We start from the raw sequence: 16,193 nt of genomic DNA, 5'->3' as shown, positions 1-16,193 counted from the left end.
GAAACGTGAACGGCGGCAGGGCGGTCAGTCCCCCGTCGACTGGTCCAGGGAGTCCCGCACGGCCAGGGCGAGCGAGACCGCCTCGGCCAGGTCGACCGGCCGGACCACCCCGGCCGGCAGCGAGTCGGCCCGCCAGCCGGGGCCGGCGGCCAGCACCAGCAGCGGCCGGCGCGGGCTGGCCAGCAGTGCGGTGAGCTGGGCCGGATCGGCGGTGGCCCGGATGTGCGACCAGACCACCACGGCCGCCGGGCCGGTGCGGTTGACCGCCTCGACCAGGGCCGCCGCCGGCACCCGGGCACCGAGCATCCGGTACGCGACGCCGGCCTCGGCCAGCGCGGCGGCGAGCGCCTCCAGCGGCAGGGTGTGCTGCTCCTCGTCGGCGCAGGAGAGCAGGATGCGGGCCGGGCCGGGGGCCGAGGAGGCGCGGGCGACGGCCGCGAACGCCTCCGAGACGCACCGCGACACCAGGTGCTCCACCTCGATGAGGCCGCCCGTGGCGGTGTGCCGCTCGCCGATGCCGACGAGCACCGGGCGCAGCAGCCCCTCCCAGGTGCCGACGACTCCGTCGGTGGCCAGGGCGTGCGCGATCGTCTCCCCGATCGCCACCGAGTCCAGCCGCATGGCGGCGCGGGCCAGCCCTCGGGCCGCCGGGCCGGCCCGACCGACCGGGATGGTCTGCCCGCCGCCGTCGCGCCCGCCGCCCGGCCGGATCCGGTTGGCGACGACGGCGGACGGCTCGCCGCCCGGCCCCAGGGCGGGCACCTGGCGGGCCCAGCGGGCCGCCTCGGCCGGGGTGACCCCTTCGGCGGTGAGCTTGCGCATGATCTCCAGGCGCGCGAGATCGGCCGGCGTGTAGCGCCGGTGGTGGCCCGGCAGGTGCTGGCTGGGGCCCAGGCCGTACCGCTGGTGCCAGGTGCGCAGCGTGGTGACCGCGACGCCCAGGCGGCGCGCCACGGCCCCCGCGCTCAACGCCTCATCGCCCACCCGACCGCTCCGCCGCCTCGTTCACCTCGTCCGCGCAGGGACCGGCCGGGGTCGCGTCGGGGCCGGCGGTGCCCGCCGGCCGGGACGGGCGTAGCAGGCGGTTCACCACCCCACCCAGCCAGGGGGCGTACGCCCGGGGGTCGACGTCGAGGTCGGCCTCCAGCGTCGCCGGGTCGACCCAGCGCAGCTCGGCCACCTCGGCCGGGTCCGGCCGCACGGGCAGGTCGGCCGGGACGTCGGCGCGCAGCACGTGGTCGTACTCGAACTCGACCCGACCGGTGGCCGGGTCCTCGGCGTAGTAGACGTACACGCCGGCCTCGGTCAGCTCGACGGGCCCGACGCCCAGCTCCTCGCCCAGCCGGCGGTTCGCGGCGGTCACCAGCGACTCGCCCGGCGCGGGATGGCCGCAGCAGGAGTTGGCCCAGCGCAGCGGGAACCGGGTCTTCACGGCGGCCCGGCGTTGCAGCAGCACCCGGCCGTCCGGGGCGACGAGCAGCACGGAGAAGGCCCGGTGCAGCCGGCCGGGCGGCTGGTGGGCGGCGGACACCGTCGCCTCGCCCTGCGCCCGGCCGTCGTCGTCGACCAGCTCGACCAGGTGTTCCTCGCGCACGCTCACCGCACACCTCCCACTACTCGGGCGCTCACTGGCCGTCGCCCGTCACGCGGGCGGCGGCCAGCTTGCCGGAGATCAGGACCATGGGCACGCCGACGCCGGGCTGGGTGCCGGAGCCGACGAACACCACGTTGTCGAGCGTGCGGTGCAGGTTCGACGGGCGGAACGGGCCGGTCTGGAAGAGGCTGTGCGCGGACGCGAACGGGGTGCCGGCGGCCATGCCCTGCTCGGCCCACTCGGCCGGGGTGACCGCGCGCAGCACCTCGATGCCGGCGCCGAAACCGACGTACCCGCGCTCTTCCAGCGTCCCGACGAGCTGGTCGGTGTACCGGCGGGTGAGGTCGCCGCGCCACTCGAACGGGGCCCGGTCGAGGTTCGGCACCGGGGCGAGCACGTAGTACGTGTGCCCGCCGGCCGGGGCGACCGCCGGGTCGGTGCGGCTGGGGTTCGTGACCAGCAGGGACGGGTCGGTCATCAGCTCCCCCCGCCGGATCACCTCGTCGAACGTGCCCTTCCAGGATCGTCCGAAGTGGATGTTGTGGTGGGCGATTTTCTCATAGCCCTGCCGCGAGCCGACGTGCAGCACCACGCACGACGGCGAGTAGGTCAACCGGCGTCGCCTGGTCGGCGGGAGCAGGTCGCGGTAGGCGACCGGAAGGTCCGGGTTGAGCACCACCACGTCGGCTCCGACGAACTCGCCGTCGGCGGTGACCACCCCGGTCGCCCGGCCGTTCGCGGTCTCCACCCGGGCCACCGTGGTGCCGTAGCGGATCTGCACGCCGTGCTTCTCGGCCGCGCCGGCCATCCCCCGGGAGACCGCGTGGATGCCGCCGCGCGGGAAGTAGACCCCGGCCACCGAGTCGAGGTACGCGATGACGGCGTAGATGGCCAGCGCGTCGTGCGGGGCGAGTCCGGCGTACATGGCCTGGAAGGAGAAGATCCGCTGGGTGCGCGGGTCGCGGAAGAACTGCTCGATCTTCGTCTGGAGCCGGCGGAACGCGCCGCCGGCCAGCAGCTTCAGCAGGTTGCCGGTGAGCAGGTCGGTGGGGGCGTCCAGGTTGCGTTCGATGAAGTCGGCCCGCTCCAGCCGCCACAGCTCGCGGGCGTAGTCGACGAAGCGCAGGTAGCCGTCGGCCTCCCGGGGCCCGCAGACCGAGGCGATCTCGGCGGCCATCCGGGTGGTGTCGGTGATGACGTCCAGCGTCGAGCCGTCCGGGTAGTACGCCCGGTACGCCGGGTCCAGCGGCATCAGCTCGACCCAGTCGCCCAGCTCCTCGCCGACCGCACCGAGCGCCTCGGCGATCAGGTCGGGCATGGTGAGCACGGTGGGCCCGGTGTCGAACTCGTAGCCGTCGACGCCGAGCCGGCCGGCCCGGCCGCCCGGCACCGCCTCGCGTTCGAGCACGGTCACCTGCCGCCCGCTGCCGGCCAGGTGCAGCGCGCAGGCCAGCCCGCCGAGTCCCGCCCCGACGACCACCACCCGGTCCGTACGTCCGGTCACGGTGCGCACGCGACCACCTCCCTCACGAAGTTGCCCATCATGCCCGCCGCGCGGTGGCGGCGGTGGCGAGGCCCGTCAGCGCGGTGCGCGCGGTCTCGTCGATCGACGCGGTGTCGAGCGCGGCCAGCGCGTCGGCGACCCGGTCGGAGATCATCCGTTCGACCCGGGCGACCGCGCCGGTGTCGGCGACCAGCTCGGCGAGCCGGGCCACCTCGCGGGCGGCGGCGACCCGGCCGGCCCGCTCCAGCGCCCGGCGCTGGTTCGCGGTGGCGAGCTGCCGGGCGAGCATCAGCAGGGCGGTCGGCTTGCCGGTGCGCAGGTCGTCGCCGGCCGGCTTGCCGGTGGTCGCCGGGTCGCCGTAGACGCCGAGCAGGTCGTCGCGGAGCTGGAACGCCTCGCCGACGGCCAGACCGTAGCGGGTGTACGCGGCGGTCAGCGGCCCGTCGGCGTCGGCGCCGGCCAGGGTCGCGCCGAACAGCAGCGGACGCTGGACGGTGTAGCTGGCGGTCTTGTAGCGGGCGACCCGCAGGGCCCGGTCCAGCGACCAGTTGGCCGCGTCGTTCTCGCCCAGGACGTCCAGGTACTGCCCGGCGACCGTTTCGACGCGCATCTGGTCGTAGCAGCGCCGGACGTCGAGCAGCCGGGCCGGCGGCACGGTGGCGCGCCCGAGCAGCCGGTCGGCCCAGACCATGCAGAGGTCGCCGACGAGCACGGCGACCGCCTCGCCGAACCGGTCCGGGTCGCCGGTGTGCCCGGCGGCGACGTGCCGGGCGGCGGCGGACCGGTGCGCCGTGGGCCGGCCGCGCCGGGTGTCGGAGGCGTCCATCACGTCGTCGTGCACGAGGGCGAACGTGTGCAGCAGCTCCAGGGCCGCGAGCGCCGGCAGCACCGCCGGCAGCGGCTCGTCCCCGCCGGCGACCCCTCGCCAGCCCCAGTACGCGAAGGTGGGGCGCACCCGCTTGCCGCCGGCCAGCACGCAGTCGCGCGCCGTCGCGGCGAATTCGCCCATCGCCGAGTCGATTTCGGCGAGCGTGGAAACCTCGGCGGCGAGGAACCCCGCGAGGGTGTCGTCGACCCCCTTGACCAGGTCTTTCGTGAACGCGGCCAGTACGCCGCGGACCGGATCGTCCGTCGCTTCCGGCTGTGCCGGCGCGACGCGGAGCGCATTACCCGCAACTGCGTCGTTGGCCATGTCGGCGAGCGTACCCTAGGGTTACGAGTTGCGTCGATTGCTGCGTCGAATCCGAGGGAGGGCCGGTGGACGTCGACCTCACCGCTGCCTATGACCGCTGCCGCGAGCTGCACAGACGTCACGGCCGCACCTACTATCTCGCCACCCGCCTGCTCCCCGCTTGGAAACGGCGGCACGTTCATGCCTTGTATGGATTCACCCGGTATGCCGACGAGATCGTCGACCGCACCGAGGACCTGCCACCCGCCGAGCGGGCCGCCCGGCTCGACGACTGGTCGGCCCGCTTCCTGGCCGGGCTGGGCGGGGCCCCGGTCGACGACCCGCTGCTGCCCGCCGTGCTGCACACCATCGCCGTCTTCGACCTGGACCGGGCCGACTTCGCGTCGTTCCTGCGCAGCATGGCGATGGACCTGACCGTCACCGCCTACCCCACCTACGACGACCTGCTCGACTACATGGAGGGCTCGGCCGCCGTCATCGGCACCATGATGCTGCCGATCCTCGGCAGCTCCGACCCCGCCGCCGCCCGCGAGCCCGCCCGGCAGCTCGGCCTCGCCTTCCAGCTCACCAACTTCATCCGGGACGTCGCCGAGGACCTCGCGCGCGGCCGGACGTACCTGCCCGACGAGGACCTCGCCAAGTTCGACGTCACCCGCGACGACCTGTTCGCCGCCGCCGCCCGGGGCCGGGCCACCCCGAGAATCCAGGACCTCATCGAGTACGAGGTGAGCCGCGCCCAGACGCACTACGAGGCCGCCGCGCCGGGCGTGACCCTGCTCGCGCCCGCCTCCCAGGCGTGCATGCGCACCGCGTACGCCCTCTACGGCGGCATCCTCGACGAGGTCGCCGCCCAGGACTACGACGTGTTCACCCGGCGGGCGCTGGTGCCCCGGCGGCGGCGGATGGCGGTGGCCGGGCGGGCCCTGCTCACCCCCGCCGGCACCCCCGTCGTGGTCCCCGGCCCGGCCCAGATGCCCGCCGGCCGATGACGCGTACCGCGATCGTGCTGTTCACCCGCGACCTGCGGGTGCACGACCACCCGGCGCTGGCCGCGGCCTGCGCCGCCTTCGACCGGGTCGTCCCGCTCCACGTGCTCGACCCGGCGCTCGCCAGCCGCTCGCCCAACCGGACGCGCTTCCTGCACCAGAGCCTCGCCGCCCTGCGCGACGCGCTGCGGGAACGCGGCGGCGACCTGGTGATCCGGCACGGCGACCCGGTGGCCGAGACGATCCGGCTGGCCGGCGAGGTGGGCGCCGAGGGGATCGGCCTCTCCGCCGACGTCAGCCGGTACGCCCGCACCCGGGAGCGCCGGCTGCGCGCCGAGTGCGAGCGGCACCGCCTGCACCTGCGCCTCTTCCCCGGCCTCACGGTCGTCGACCCCGGCGCGGTGCGCCCGGCCGGCGGCGACCACTACCGGGTGTTCACCCCCTACTTCCGGGCCTGGCAGGGGGCGCTGTGGCGGGAGGAGTCGGCCCCGCCCGACCGGGTACGACTGCCCGACGCGCTGGCGGCCGGGGCGCGGCCCGACGGGTCGACGGCCGGCTCGCGGCCCGACGGGCTGCCGGTCGGGGAGCTGCCCGCTCTGCCGAAGGGGGAGTCGCCGCACGCCGTGCCGGGCGGGGAGGCCGCCGCCCGCCGCCGCCTCGCGCAGTGGCTGCCCACCGTCGACCGGTACGGCGACATCCACGACGACCTGGCCGGCGACGCGACCTCGCGGCTCAGCCCGTACCTGCGCTTCGGCTGCCTCTCACCGCTGGAGCTGGCGAACCGGGCGGGTGAGGGGGCCGGCGATCCGGGCGGCGCGCGGTTCGGCCCGTTCGTCCGGCAGCTCTGCTGGCGGGACTTCTACTACCAGGTCACCGCCGCGTTCCCCGAGATCGCCACAAAGGCGTACCGGCGGGGGGCCACCGAGGACTGGCGGCACGACCCCGAGGCGCTCGACGCCTGGGCGCGGGGGCGTACCGGCCTGCCGATCGTCGACGCCGGGATGCGGCAGCTGCGCGCCGAGGGCTGGATGCACAACCGGGCCCGGCTGATCACGGCCGGCTACCTGACCAAGGTGCTCGGGCTGGACTGGCGCGAAGGGGTGGCGGTCTTCTCCCGCTGGCTGCTCGACGGCGACGTGGCCAACAACGCCGGCAACTGGCAGTGGGTGGCGGGCACCGGCAACGACAGCCGGCCGCACCGGGGCTTCAACCCGGTGCGCCAGGCGGCCCGCTTCGACCCGGACGGCGCGTACGTCCGCCGCTGGGTGAAAGGAGGGGCCCCTGCTTAACGCATTCTGTTGTACAAGGGCCCCCTCCTAACACCCCGGACCCGGCAGCGCAGCGCGCGGTCAGAGGCAGGAGTGCAGGGCCTCGACCAGCTCGTCGACGCGGTCGTGGTCGGCCAGCCGCGCGGTCGCGTACGCGAACACGTAGCCCCGCCCCGGGTCGGCCCAGGCGCTGCTGCCACCGATCCCGCCCATGCCCCAGCTGCCGTCCGGCTCCCGCTGCATGCCCAGCGTCCAGCACGCCCGGCGGTCGAGCACCAGGTCCGGCCCGTCGTACTGGGCCCGGGTCGCCTCGGCGACCAGCTCCGGGCTGAACAGCCGTACCCCGTCCAGGGTGCCCCCGGCGAGCAGGCCGGCATAGCAGCGGGCCAGCCCGGCGGCCGTGGCGTGCAGGTTCACCGCCGGCACCTGCGCGCCCCGCCACAGCGGGCCGTTCAGCACCGCCACGTCCAGGCCGCCCGCCGGGTTGCCCAGCGCCGCCGCCCGCAGGGACCCCGGCTCGCCGAGCGTGCGGACCGGCCAGCCCGGATCGGCGTACGACAGGTCGGCGCACCGCCGCCGGTCGGCCGCGCCGAGCCCGAAGCCCAGGTCGAGCCGCCACGGGCCGGCGATCTCCTCGGCCAGGAACCGGCCCACCGACCGCCCGTCCACCCGGCGCACCAGCTCGCCCACGAGGTGCCCGTACGTCCAGGCGTGCTCGCCCGCGACGGTCCCCGGCTCCCACCGCGGCTCGGCGGCGGCCAGGTCGGCGCAGAGCAGGTCCCAGTCCGCGATCGCGTCGGCCCGCCGGGGCACCGGGAACGCCGGCAGCCCGGCCGTGTGGCTGAGCACCTGGCGGACCGTGGCCGGCGCGCGGAACGCCGGCCAGTGGTCGACGACCGGGTCGTCCAGGTCGAGCCGCCCCCGGTCGACGAGCAGGAGCAGGCAGAGCGCGGCCACCGGCTTGCCCACCGAGTAGACGTTGACCAGCGTGTCCGGCCGCCACGGGTCGCCGCCCCCGGCCGGCGGCACCGACCGGCCCGGCGGGACGGCGGCCCGGGAACCGGCGACGAGGTCGACGACCGGCGTGCCGTCGTACCAGATGGCGAGGCCGGCCCCGGTCTCCCGGCCGGCGGCGAACAGGTCGTGGAAGCAGTCCCGGACGGGGGCGAAGCGTGCGCGCATCCGGCCACGGTAGGGGCCCGGCGAGCCCGCGGCGCGGGAATTCCGGGAGGCGGGCGAGGGCAGCCAGCGCTGGGCTTCCGGGAGGCGGCGACGGCCCGCAGCACCGGAACTCCACCTTGCGGTGGCCCACGGTCCTCCGGTGCGGAATGCTGGTCCAATGGCGGAACCGGAACTGGTGGACGTGGACGTGGTCGTGCTCGGGCTCGGGGTCGGCGGCGAGGAGGTGGCCGGCCGGCTCGCCGAGGCCGGCCTGAGCGTCGTCGGCATCGAGCGGCGGCTGGTCGGCGGCGAGTGCCCGTACTGGGGGTGCATCCCGAGCAAGATGATGATCCGGGCGGCGAACGCGGTCGCCGAGGCCCGGCGGGTCGCCGAGTTCGCGGGCGAGGCCGACGTACGCCCCGACTGGGCCCCGGTGGCGAAGCGCATCCGCGAGGAGGCGACCGACAACTGGGACGACCGGGTCGCCGTGGAGCGGTTCACCGGCAAGGGCGGCCGGTTCGTGCGGGGCAGCGGGGCGCTCGACGGGCCCGGTCGGGTCCGCGTCGGCGACCGGGTCTTCCGGGCCCGGCACGGCATCGTGCTCGGCACCGGCACCCGGCCCTTCGTGCCGCCGCTGCCCGGGCTGGCCGACACGCCGTACTGGACGAACCAGCAGGCCATCGAGGTCGAGGAGCTGCCGGCCAGTCTGCTGGTGCTCGGCGGCGGCGCGATCGGGCTGGAGCTGGCCCAGGTCTTCGCCCGGTTCGGCGTCGAGGTGACCGTGCTGGAGGCGTCGGGCCGGGTGCTCGCCGTCGAGGAGCCCGAGTCCTCCGAGGTGGCCGCCGCCGCCCTGCGCGCCGACGGGGTGCGGATCGCCACCGAGGTACGCGCGGAGCGGGTCGACCACGACGGGCGGGCGTTCACCCTGCGGGCGGTGGGCGGGGCCGAGTTCACCGCCGAGCGGCTGCTCGTGGTCACCGGCCGCCGGGCGCACCTCGACGAGCTGGGCCTCGACACCGTCGGCGTCGACCCGGGCCAGCGGTTCCTCGCCGTGGACGACCGGATGCGCGCCGCCGACGGGATCTGGGGCGTCGGCGACCTGACCGGGGAGGGCGCGTTCACCCACATCGCCATGTACCAGGCGGCCATCGTGGTCGCCGACGTGCTCGACCACGTCCGGCGGGCGCGGGCCGGCGCGGACGCGAGCGGTGCCGCCAGCGCGGTCGGCGGCGCGGCGCGCACGGAGGGCACCGGGATCGCCGGCGGGGTGCCGCACGCCGACTACCGGGCGCTGCCCCGGGTCACCTTCACCGATCCCGAGATCGGCGCGGTCGGGCTCACCGAACGGCAGGCCCGCGAGCGGGGCATCAACGTGCAGGTCGGGGTGAGCCGGCTCGACTCGTCCACCCGGGGCTGGATCCACCGGGGCGACGGGTTCGTCAAGCTGGTCGCGGACGCCGACCGGGGGGTGCTGGTCGGGGCCACCTCGGTCGGCCCGGCCGGCGGCGAGGTGCTGTCGGGCCTGGTGGTGGCGGTGCACGCGGAGGTGCCGCTGAGCCGGCTCCGGCACATGATCTACGCGTACCCGACGTTCCACCGCGCCATCGAGACCGCCGTGCGCGACCTGAGTTAGCCGATCGACATCCTCAGGCGGGGGTGCCGTGGCGGCCCGCGCCGGCCGCGAAGCGGGCCGCCCCCGCCGTCGCGTCGGCCGCGAGGGACGCCGCGCCGTAGGCCAGCTCCACCGCGAGGGCGTCCGGCTCGGGCAGGTTCGCGCCGGCCAGCACGGCCGCCCGGTCGTTGCGCAGGCACGCCTGCGGGTGCCGGGCGATCTCGGCGGCCAGCCGCTCGGCCTCCGCGCGGGCCGCACCCGGCGCGACCAGCCGGTTCACCAACCCCATCGCGTACGCCTCCTCGGCCGGGACCGGCCGGCCCGTGAGGATCAGGTCCATCGCCCGGCTCTCGCCGATCAGCCTCGGCAGGCGGACGGTGCCGCCGTCGACCAGTGGCACGCCCCAGCGCCGGCAGAACACGCCGAGCACCGCGTCGGACTCGGCGACCCGCAGGTCGCACCAGAGCGCCAGCTCCAGCCCGCCGGCCACGGCGTACCCGGAGATCGCGGCGATCACCGGCTTGGACAGCCGCAGCCGCGTCGGGCCCATCGGGCCATCGCCGTCCGGCTCGACCCGGTTGCCGCTCGGCGTGCCGATCGCCTTGAGGTCCGCCCCGGCGCAGAACGTGCCGCCGGCCCCCCACAGCACGGCGACCGCTGCCGCCGGGTCGGCCTCGAAGGCGCGGAACGCGTCGGCCAGGGCCCGGGCGGTGGGACCGTCGACGGCGTTGCGGGACGCCGGCCGGTCCAGGATCACCGTGGTCACCGCGGCGGCGTGCTCGACCCGTACCCCCATCGGGACAGCATGCCCTGCCCGGACGCCGACGCACCAGCGCGGGCGTGACCACCCTGCCGGACGGCCACCGGTGTTCGTACTCCGTACATCGGCTTCGCACGGCGGACAGCCCGGCCCGTGGCGGCTTCTCTCGCCTTTCGTCGGCCGTCAGAATGCGCGCTGAAGGGCCACCGAACGTGGCGACGCGAACTCGTGCGGTGTCCGTCGCCCGTCGCCGTGGGCCCCGGGTGAGGTGAGGGTGAGGGACGCCGGTCGGCGCCGCCGCCGGCGATGCGGGGAGATGTCGTGACAGGACGTACCGGGGCGGGGCCGTCCGCGACGAAGCGGGTCGACTGCGGCGACGAGGCGGCCACCGACCAGTCGGGGCTGTGGTCGCGGCTCGTCACGGACGACCCGGACGAGGCGCACCGCTGGCTGTTGGCGGCCTACCCCGAGCATCGGCTCCGCGCCTTCGACCGCCGCGGTGGGGTCGTCTTCCGGGCCGCCCACGCGCGGTTCGGTTCGGCCAGTGTGGCCCGGGTGCGCTATCCGATGAACGCGGACAACGACGTGTTCACCCGGGACGTCGTCGGGGTGGCGGAGGTGCTCTCCGGCGGCTGGGGGCTCGACGTCGGGGCCGGGGAGGTGATGGCCGGCGCGGGTGACCTGCTGCTGGTGCCGCCTGGGCGGACCAGGGCGATCCTGCACCGCGACATGGAGGTCCTCGCCGTGGAGCTTCCCCTGGCCGACGTGCGGCGGGTGGCGCAGGAGCGGTGCGGCCTCGCGCCGGTCGACCTGCGGTTCCAGGGGCTGTCGCCGGTGTCCCCGTCCGCCGCCCAGCTCTGGCGCAACACCACGCGCTATCTCACCCAGGTGGCGCTGCCGGGCGCCGCGTTCGGGTCCAACGCGCTGGTGCAGGCGGAGGCGACGGGCCTGCTGGTGGCCGTCGCGCTGGCCACGTTTCCCAACACGACGATGACCGAGGCGCCGACGCGCGGCGCGGGGGGCGTCGCGCCGGCCGCGGTCCGTCGTGCGGTCGCCTACATCGAGCAGTACGCGGACCAGGCCCTGACCGTGACCGACGTGGCGGTCGCGGCCGGGCTGGGCGCGCGGGCGCTCCAGCAGGCATTCCGCAAGCACCTCGACACCACCCCGACGCGCTATCTGCGACGGGTACGCCTGGAACGGGTGCACACCGAACTCCAGGCCGCCGAGCCCGGCGCGGGCCTCACTGTGGCCGCCGTCGCCGCCCGGTGGGGCTTCGCCCACCTGGGCCGGTTCGCCACCGAGTACCGCCGGGCCTACGGGCGGCCGCCCAGCCAGACCCTGCGGAGCTGACCGGCGGCGAGAATCCCTCGGGCCTGGGAGGTGGCGCTCCGGCGTGCCGTTGCACTGTCCGCCCGCGCGGGTAGCTAGGCTCCCTCGTGACCCAGGGGGGTGAATTGGTGACTTCGGGTAATCATGGCCCGCCCACGCTCACCCGGTTCTCGACCAGCGACCCGGCGGAGGCGGCGCACGTCTACGAGACCGCGTACGGACGCAGCGTGCGGCTGGCCGCCGTGCCGACCGGGCTTCCGCTCCGCCACGACCGGTGGAACGCCGGTGCGTTCTGCATCGACGACGTCAGCATCGCCCTCGACCTGCGGGTGCAGGCGGAACCCCTCGGGTACGTCCTGCTCGCCGCCCCCCGCCGGGGGTGCTTCGGGCGCCGCTGCGACGGTGTCGACGAGATGGTCGGGCCCGGCGAGGTCGCCGTGCTGTACCAGCCCGACCTGCCCGGCTCCTCGTGGTCCAGCGACCTGGACGTGACCTGCGTCCTGCTGGACCTCTCGCTGATCGACCAGGTCGCCCGCGCCGATCCGGACCGGCCGCTGGCACCCCTGCGGTTCGTCAGCTTCCGGCCGATCCGCGCCGAGGCGGAGTGGCGGTGGCGGCAGACCGTCCGGTACGCGGAGTCCGTCATGGCCGCCGGCGGCGCGCCGGGCGCGTCCCCGCTCGTGCTCGGTGGCCTCGGCCGCCTGCTCGCCGCGGCGACGCTCGCCGCGTTTCCCAGCAACGCCCTCCGGGAGGACCGGCCGTGCGACCGGGCCGACGCCCACGCGGGGACCCTGCGGCGGGCGATCGCCTTCATCGAGTCCGCCGCCGGGACCGACATCGGCCTCGTCGACATCGCCCGCGCCGCCGGCGCCACCCCCCGCGCCGTGCAGCTCGCGTTCCGCAGTCAGCTCGGCATGACCCCCCTGGCCTACCTGCGTCGGGTGCGACTCGACCTGGCCCGCCAGGAACTGTCCCGGGCCACGCCCGGCGACGGCACCTCTGTGGCCGCGACCGCCGCGCGCTGGGGATTCGCCGACCCGCGCCGCTTCGCCGCCCGTTACCTCACCACGTACGGGGAACTGCCCGGCCGGACGCTGCACCGCTGACACGGGTTAGCATCGCCGGCGGCACGATCATGCGAGGTGCCCCGCGGGTGCGGGGAGAATCGGGAAGCCGGTGTGAATCCGGCACGGGCCCGCCGCGGTGACCGGGGAGCCACCGTCCACGCGCGAGGAGCGCAGCCACTGGCCGTGCGGCTGGGAAGGCGGACGGGCAGGCGTCGATCCGGGAGTCCGAAGACCGGCCTCGCGTCGACCGCCCACCCGCTGGGTGGGCCGAGCGCAGCGGGAGCCTGCCTGTGGAACTCTACGACGCCATCCACCGCCGCCGGGACGTCCGGGCCCAGTTCACCGGGGAGCCGGTGCCGGCCGACACCCTGCACCGGATCCTCGACGCCGCGCACGCCGCGCCCAGCGTCGGCTACTCGCAGCCGTGGGACTTCGTCCTGGTCCGGGACGCCGCCGTCCGCCGCCGGTTCCACCGGCACGTGCAGGCCGAGCGGGCCACGTTCGCCGCCACCCTGGACGGCGCGGCGGCCGAGCGGTTCGCGCGTATCAAGATCGACGGGGTGCTGGAGTCGACGCTGTCGGTCGTCGTCACGTACGACGCGGAGCGCGGCGGCCCGGCCGTGCTCGGGCGGCACGCCATCGCCGACGCCGGCCTCTACTCGGTCTGCCTGGCCATCCAGAACCTCTGGCTCGCCGCCACCGCCGAGGGGCTGGGCGTCGGGTGGGTCTCCTTCTACCGGGAGCCGTTCCTCGCCGAGCTGCTGGGCGTGCCGGCCGGCATCCGGCCGGTGGCCTGGCTCTGCGTCGGGCCGGTCACGCACCTGGAGGCCGTGCCCGACCTGGAGCGGCACGGGTGGCGGCGACGCCGGCCCCTCGCCGAGGCGGTGCACCACGACCGCTGGCCGCAACGGGTGACCGACCGACCGAACAGCTAATTCAGGTACGTCTATGCGGTGGCTAGGCTGGCGTGGCGCTGAGTCATCACTTAGCTACGTTGGGAGGAGTTCCATGCGTACCACCGTCAGGATCCTGGCCGCGTCCGCCCTCGCCGCCCTGGGCCTCGCCGCCGGTGCCACCCCGGCCCTCGCCGCCGCCCCGGCACCCTTCTGCGAGTCCATGGCGTCTCAGTTCTACTGCGACGCCAGCAGCGCCGGCACGACGACCTGGAGCATCACCTGGTACTCCGGCAGCGTCGGCACCTTCACGACCGCCGGGTCGACCCTCTTCGCCACCTGCCCGGCCAGCAACCTCGGCCACCCGGTGCGGGCCAGCTACAGCTACTTCGACGGCAGCACGACCCAGTACAGCGGCACCACCCAGTTCATCTGCCGGTAGCCGGGGTCCCGTGTCCGGCGTACGCGCGACCCGTGCGTACGCCGGACACCCGGCACGGCTGCCCGGTTTGCGACCGCTTCTGCCGGGAAGTCGGACGGAATGCGGGCACTCTTGACGAAACTCGAACAGGCTTCGGCCCTGGACCAGGCCGGCGACCGGCTGCAGCGCGGCGTCCAGGCCACTCTGCGCCCGCAGCGGGTCCGCGACCTGCTGCACGGCGTCTTCATCGGCCATCCGCTGCACCCGGCGCTGGTGCAGGTGCCGGTCGGCTCCTGGATCAGCGCGGCCGTACTCGACCTGATGCCCGGCCAGCGCCGGGCGGCCACCGCCCTGGTGGGGCTGGGCACCGTCAGCGCCGTCCCGGCGGCGATCGCCGGCCTGAACGACTGGGCGGCCCTCTCCCGGGAGCAGCGCCGCGTCGGGCTGGTGCACGCCGCCGCCAACGCCGTCGGCCTGACCCTGTACGCGGGCTCGCTGGCGGCCCGGCTGCGCGGGCGGCACGGGACGGGGCGGGCGCTGGCCTACCTCGGGCTGGGCGCGGCGAGCGCGGGGGCGTACCTCGGCGGGCACCTCGCGTACAAGCAGGGGGCGCAGGTCAACCAGAGCATCTCCGAACTGCACCGGATCGGCGAGGGCTGGCACCCGCTGGCGGACATGGCCAACCTGCCCCAGCGGAAGCTGGTCACCCGCGAGGTGGACGACGTCTCGGTGATCCTCTACCGGCACGGCGACGAGGTCACGGTGATGCTGGAGCGCTGCCCGCACCAGAGCGGCCCGCTCGGCGAGGGCGAGGTCACCGAGATCGACGGACATGCCTGCGTTGTCTGCCCGTGGCACGGGAGCGCGTTCCGGCTCAACGGTGGCGAGGTCATGCACGGGCCGTCCGGGAACGACCAGCAGATCCTGCCGACCCGGGTGGTCGACGGGGTCCTGGAGGCGAGGCTGCCCTGAGGCCCGGCCGGCCCAGGCCAGACCTGCGGGCCCGGCCGCCATGTCGGCGACATGGCGGTTTCCCGCACGCCGGATGCCCCCATGTCGGCGACATGAAGTCGATCATGCGCCCCGCCCGGCTCGGCCCCGCCCGGCTCGGCCCCGCCCGGCTCGGCCCCGCCCGGCTCGGCCCCGCCCGGCTCGGCCCCGCCCGGCTCGGTGCCGTGCCTTGGCTCGGGGGTCAGTCCCGGCGGTGCCGGCCGGTGACGAGGGCCCGTGCGCTGCTGGTGGCCCTGGCGACCGCCGGCCGGCGGCGTAGCCCGAGGACGGCCCCGATCTGCGCTCCGACGATGCTGGCGACGGCGAGTACCGCGGAGACGGCGAGGGGTCGGTTCATCTGGTCGCCAGCCCCCGCCCGGGACGCTCCGGCGGCCATCGCGGGCTGCGGCCCTGAGGGCGGCTGGGCGACCTGCTGGGTGCCGTGCGACGAGCCCGCCGACGACGAGCCGGCCGGCGGCTGGGCGGCGGAGGGGCCGGGGGCGGGGCGGGTGGCCCGTGGCGAGGTGGGCGAGGGCGGCGTGGGCGAGGGCTGGGCCGCACCTGGTGCGGCCGGCGCGTCGGCGGCGGGCGGGGTGGCGGGTGCCGACGGCGGCCGGGGGGTGACCGTACCGCCGGGGGTGGGCGTCGTGGGCTGGACCACCAGCTTCCCGGTCGCGTGCCTGCGGGCCCCGGTGTCGTGGACGCCGTCGGGCAGCGTGATCAGCTGCCCGGGGCGGATGCGGTCGGGGTCGCCCAGCCGGTTCAGCTTCGCCACGTCCCGGTAGCGGTCGAAGTCGTCGAGATAGCGCTCGGCGACCTCGCCCAGGTAGTCGCCCTTGGCGACCCGGTACACCGTCGGTTCCGCCTCCTGCCGGAGGTCGGCCGCCGTGGCGGCCGTCGGCATCGTTGCCCGGGCGTCGACCACCGGCAGCGCGGCGACCGGGCGGGCCACCGGTGCCCCGGCGACGGCGGCGGGTGCGGCGGCGGGATACGGGCCGGACAGCACGGTGGCCGCGCTGGCGGCGGCCGGGCTCGCCGCGATGATCAGGGCCACCGAGCCGACCAGCGCCGCGGCGGCGCGCTGCTGCCGGCTCATCCCGGGCAGCCGGGGTGCCGGTCGGCGCAGCGTCTGCGCGCCCAGCTCCACGAGCACGGAGAAGGCGAACGTGGCCCAGCCGAACCAGCCGACCAGGGCCAGCGCCCGCAGGAAGAGCTGACCGTCGTCCCGGCTGGTGAGCGTGGCACCGACCTCGGCGAGGCTGGGCAGGTGGTCGGGCAGCGGGTTCCCGGCGAACGCGAGCAACGCCACCGGCCCCCCGACGAGTACGGCGATCAGCACGACCAGCGCGCCGAACCCGGTGAGTACCTGCCCGACCCGCCGTGCGGCGGAGCGACCCGGTGCGGCCATGGCGT

15 protein-coding genes and 1 riboswitch are annotated in these 16,193 nt (G+C 75.9%); of the genes, 8 read left to right on the top strand and 7 right to left on the bottom strand.

The window, feature by feature from the left end; translation table 11 throughout:
- Nucleotides 1-24: 24 nt before the first annotated feature.
- Genes LPA42_RS15155 through LPA42_RS15140 form a run of 4 tightly spaced genes read right to left on the bottom strand, consistent with a single transcriptional unit; the run spans nt 25 to nt 4,290 of the window.
- Nucleotides 25-984, bottom strand: coding sequence for a MerR family transcriptional regulator (locus LPA42_RS15155; RefSeq protein ID WP_077935525.1), 960 nt, complete (start codon nt 982-984; stop codon nt 25-27).
- Entirely contained in the window at nt 974-1,600 is a 627-nt protein-coding gene (idi, locus tag LPA42_RS15150) for an isopentenyl-diphosphate Delta-isomerase (protein ID WP_077935526.1), read from the bottom strand. The genes LPA42_RS15155 and idi overlap by 11 nt, the downstream gene beginning before the upstream one ends.
- A gap of 25 nt (nt 1,601-1,625) precedes the next feature.
- On the bottom strand, nt 1,626-3,107 hold the full coding sequence (crtI, locus tag LPA42_RS15145) for a phytoene desaturase family protein (protein WP_077935527.1): 1,482 nt from the start codon (nt 3,105-3,107) through the stop codon (nt 1,626-1,628).
- 28 nt (nt 3,108-3,135) lie between these two features.
- Nucleotides 3,136-4,290: a polyprenyl synthetase family protein gene (locus LPA42_RS15140; RefSeq protein WP_077935528.1), complete on the bottom strand. Its 1,155-nt coding sequence runs from the start codon at nt 4,288-4,290 to the stop codon at nt 3,136-3,138.
- 65 nt (nt 4,291-4,355) lie between these two features.
- Between LPA42_RS15140 and LPA42_RS15135 the strand changes: the two genes are divergently transcribed.
- Nucleotides 4,356-5,279: a phytoene/squalene synthase family protein gene (locus LPA42_RS15135; RefSeq protein WP_077935529.1), complete on the top strand. Its 924-nt coding sequence runs from the start codon at nt 4,356-4,358 to the stop codon at nt 5,277-5,279.
- Entirely contained in the window at nt 5,276-6,565 is a 1,290-nt protein-coding gene (locus LPA42_RS15130) for a deoxyribodipyrimidine photo-lyase (RefSeq protein ID WP_077935530.1), read from the top strand. Before LPA42_RS15135 ends, LPA42_RS15130 begins: the two co-directional genes overlap by 4 nt.
- A gap of 60 nt (nt 6,566-6,625) precedes the next feature.
- Here the strand turns inward: LPA42_RS15130 and LPA42_RS15125 are convergent, their stop codons facing one another.
- Nucleotides 6,626-7,726 carry a serine hydrolase gene (locus LPA42_RS15125; RefSeq protein WP_077935531.1) on the bottom strand — a complete coding sequence of 367 codons (1,101 nt, stop codon included), beginning with the start codon at nt 7,724-7,726 and terminating at the stop codon, nt 6,626-6,628.
- Between the two features lie 157 nt (nt 7,727-7,883).
- Between LPA42_RS15125 and LPA42_RS15120 the strand changes: the two genes are divergently transcribed.
- Complete coding sequence (locus tag LPA42_RS15120) at nt 7,884-9,338, top strand: NAD(P)/FAD-dependent oxidoreductase (protein ID WP_077935532.1); 1,455 nt, start codon at nt 7,884-7,886, stop codon at nt 9,336-9,338.
- Between the two features lie 13 nt (nt 9,339-9,351).
- Here LPA42_RS15120 and LPA42_RS15115 read toward each other — a convergent pair whose 3' ends face one another.
- Nucleotides 9,352-10,113 carry a crotonase/enoyl-CoA hydratase family protein gene (locus LPA42_RS15115; protein WP_077935533.1) on the bottom strand — a complete coding sequence of 254 codons (762 nt, stop codon included), beginning with the start codon at nt 10,111-10,113 and terminating at the stop codon, nt 9,352-9,354.
- Nucleotides 10,114-10,398: 285 nt separating this feature from the next.
- On the opposite strand from LPA42_RS15115, the gene LPA42_RS15110 reads away from it, so the two are divergent.
- From LPA42_RS15110 to LPA42_RS15090, 5 genes are all read left to right on the top strand, one after another.
- The gene (locus LPA42_RS15110) at nt 10,399-11,430 is read left to right on the top strand and encodes an AraC family transcriptional regulator (protein ID WP_198956408.1); all 1,032 of its coding nucleotides are present in this window, start codon (nt 10,399-10,401) and stop codon (nt 11,428-11,430) included.
- 107 nt (nt 11,431-11,537) lie between these two features.
- Nucleotides 11,538-12,515 (top strand): helix-turn-helix domain-containing protein, encoded by a 978-nt coding sequence (locus LPA42_RS34455; protein WP_158229361.1) that lies wholly within the window; start codon nt 11,538-11,540, stop codon nt 12,513-12,515.
- Between the two features lie 17 nt (nt 12,516-12,532).
- Nucleotides 12,533-12,732, top strand: a riboswitch (cobalamin riboswitch).
- 34 nt (nt 12,733-12,766) lie between these two features.
- Nucleotides 12,767-13,411: a 5,6-dimethylbenzimidazole synthase gene (gene bluB, locus LPA42_RS15100; protein WP_077935536.1), complete on the top strand. Its 645-nt coding sequence runs from the start codon at nt 12,767-12,769 to the stop codon at nt 13,409-13,411.
- Nucleotides 13,412-13,484: 73 nt separating this feature from the next.
- A complete protein-coding gene (locus tag LPA42_RS15095) occupies nt 13,485-13,811 on the top strand; it encodes a hypothetical protein (protein ID WP_077935537.1) in 327 nt (108 codons plus the stop codon).
- A 99-nt stretch (nt 13,812-13,910) separates the two neighbouring features.
- Entirely contained in the window at nt 13,911-14,762 is an 852-nt protein-coding gene (locus LPA42_RS15090; RefSeq protein ID WP_077935538.1) for a Rieske 2Fe-2S domain-containing protein, read from the top strand.
- Nucleotides 14,763-14,982: 220 nt separating this feature from the next.
- On the opposite strand, the gene LPA42_RS15085 is transcribed toward LPA42_RS15090, so the two are convergent.
- Nucleotides 14,983-16,188: a LysM peptidoglycan-binding domain-containing protein gene (locus LPA42_RS15085; RefSeq protein ID WP_228986632.1), complete on the bottom strand. Its 1,206-nt coding sequence runs from the start codon at nt 16,186-16,188 to the stop codon at nt 14,983-14,985.
- Nucleotides 16,189-16,193 lie beyond the last annotated feature (5 nt).

Source organism: Micromonospora sp. DH13 (genome assembly GCF_020873825.1).
Taxonomy (GTDB): Bacteria; Actinomycetota; Actinomycetes; order Mycobacteriales; family Micromonosporaceae; genus Micromonospora; species Micromonospora haikouensis.
Note: the sequence above shows the minus strand (reverse complement) of the source record. Positions and strands in the feature narration are given on the sequence as shown.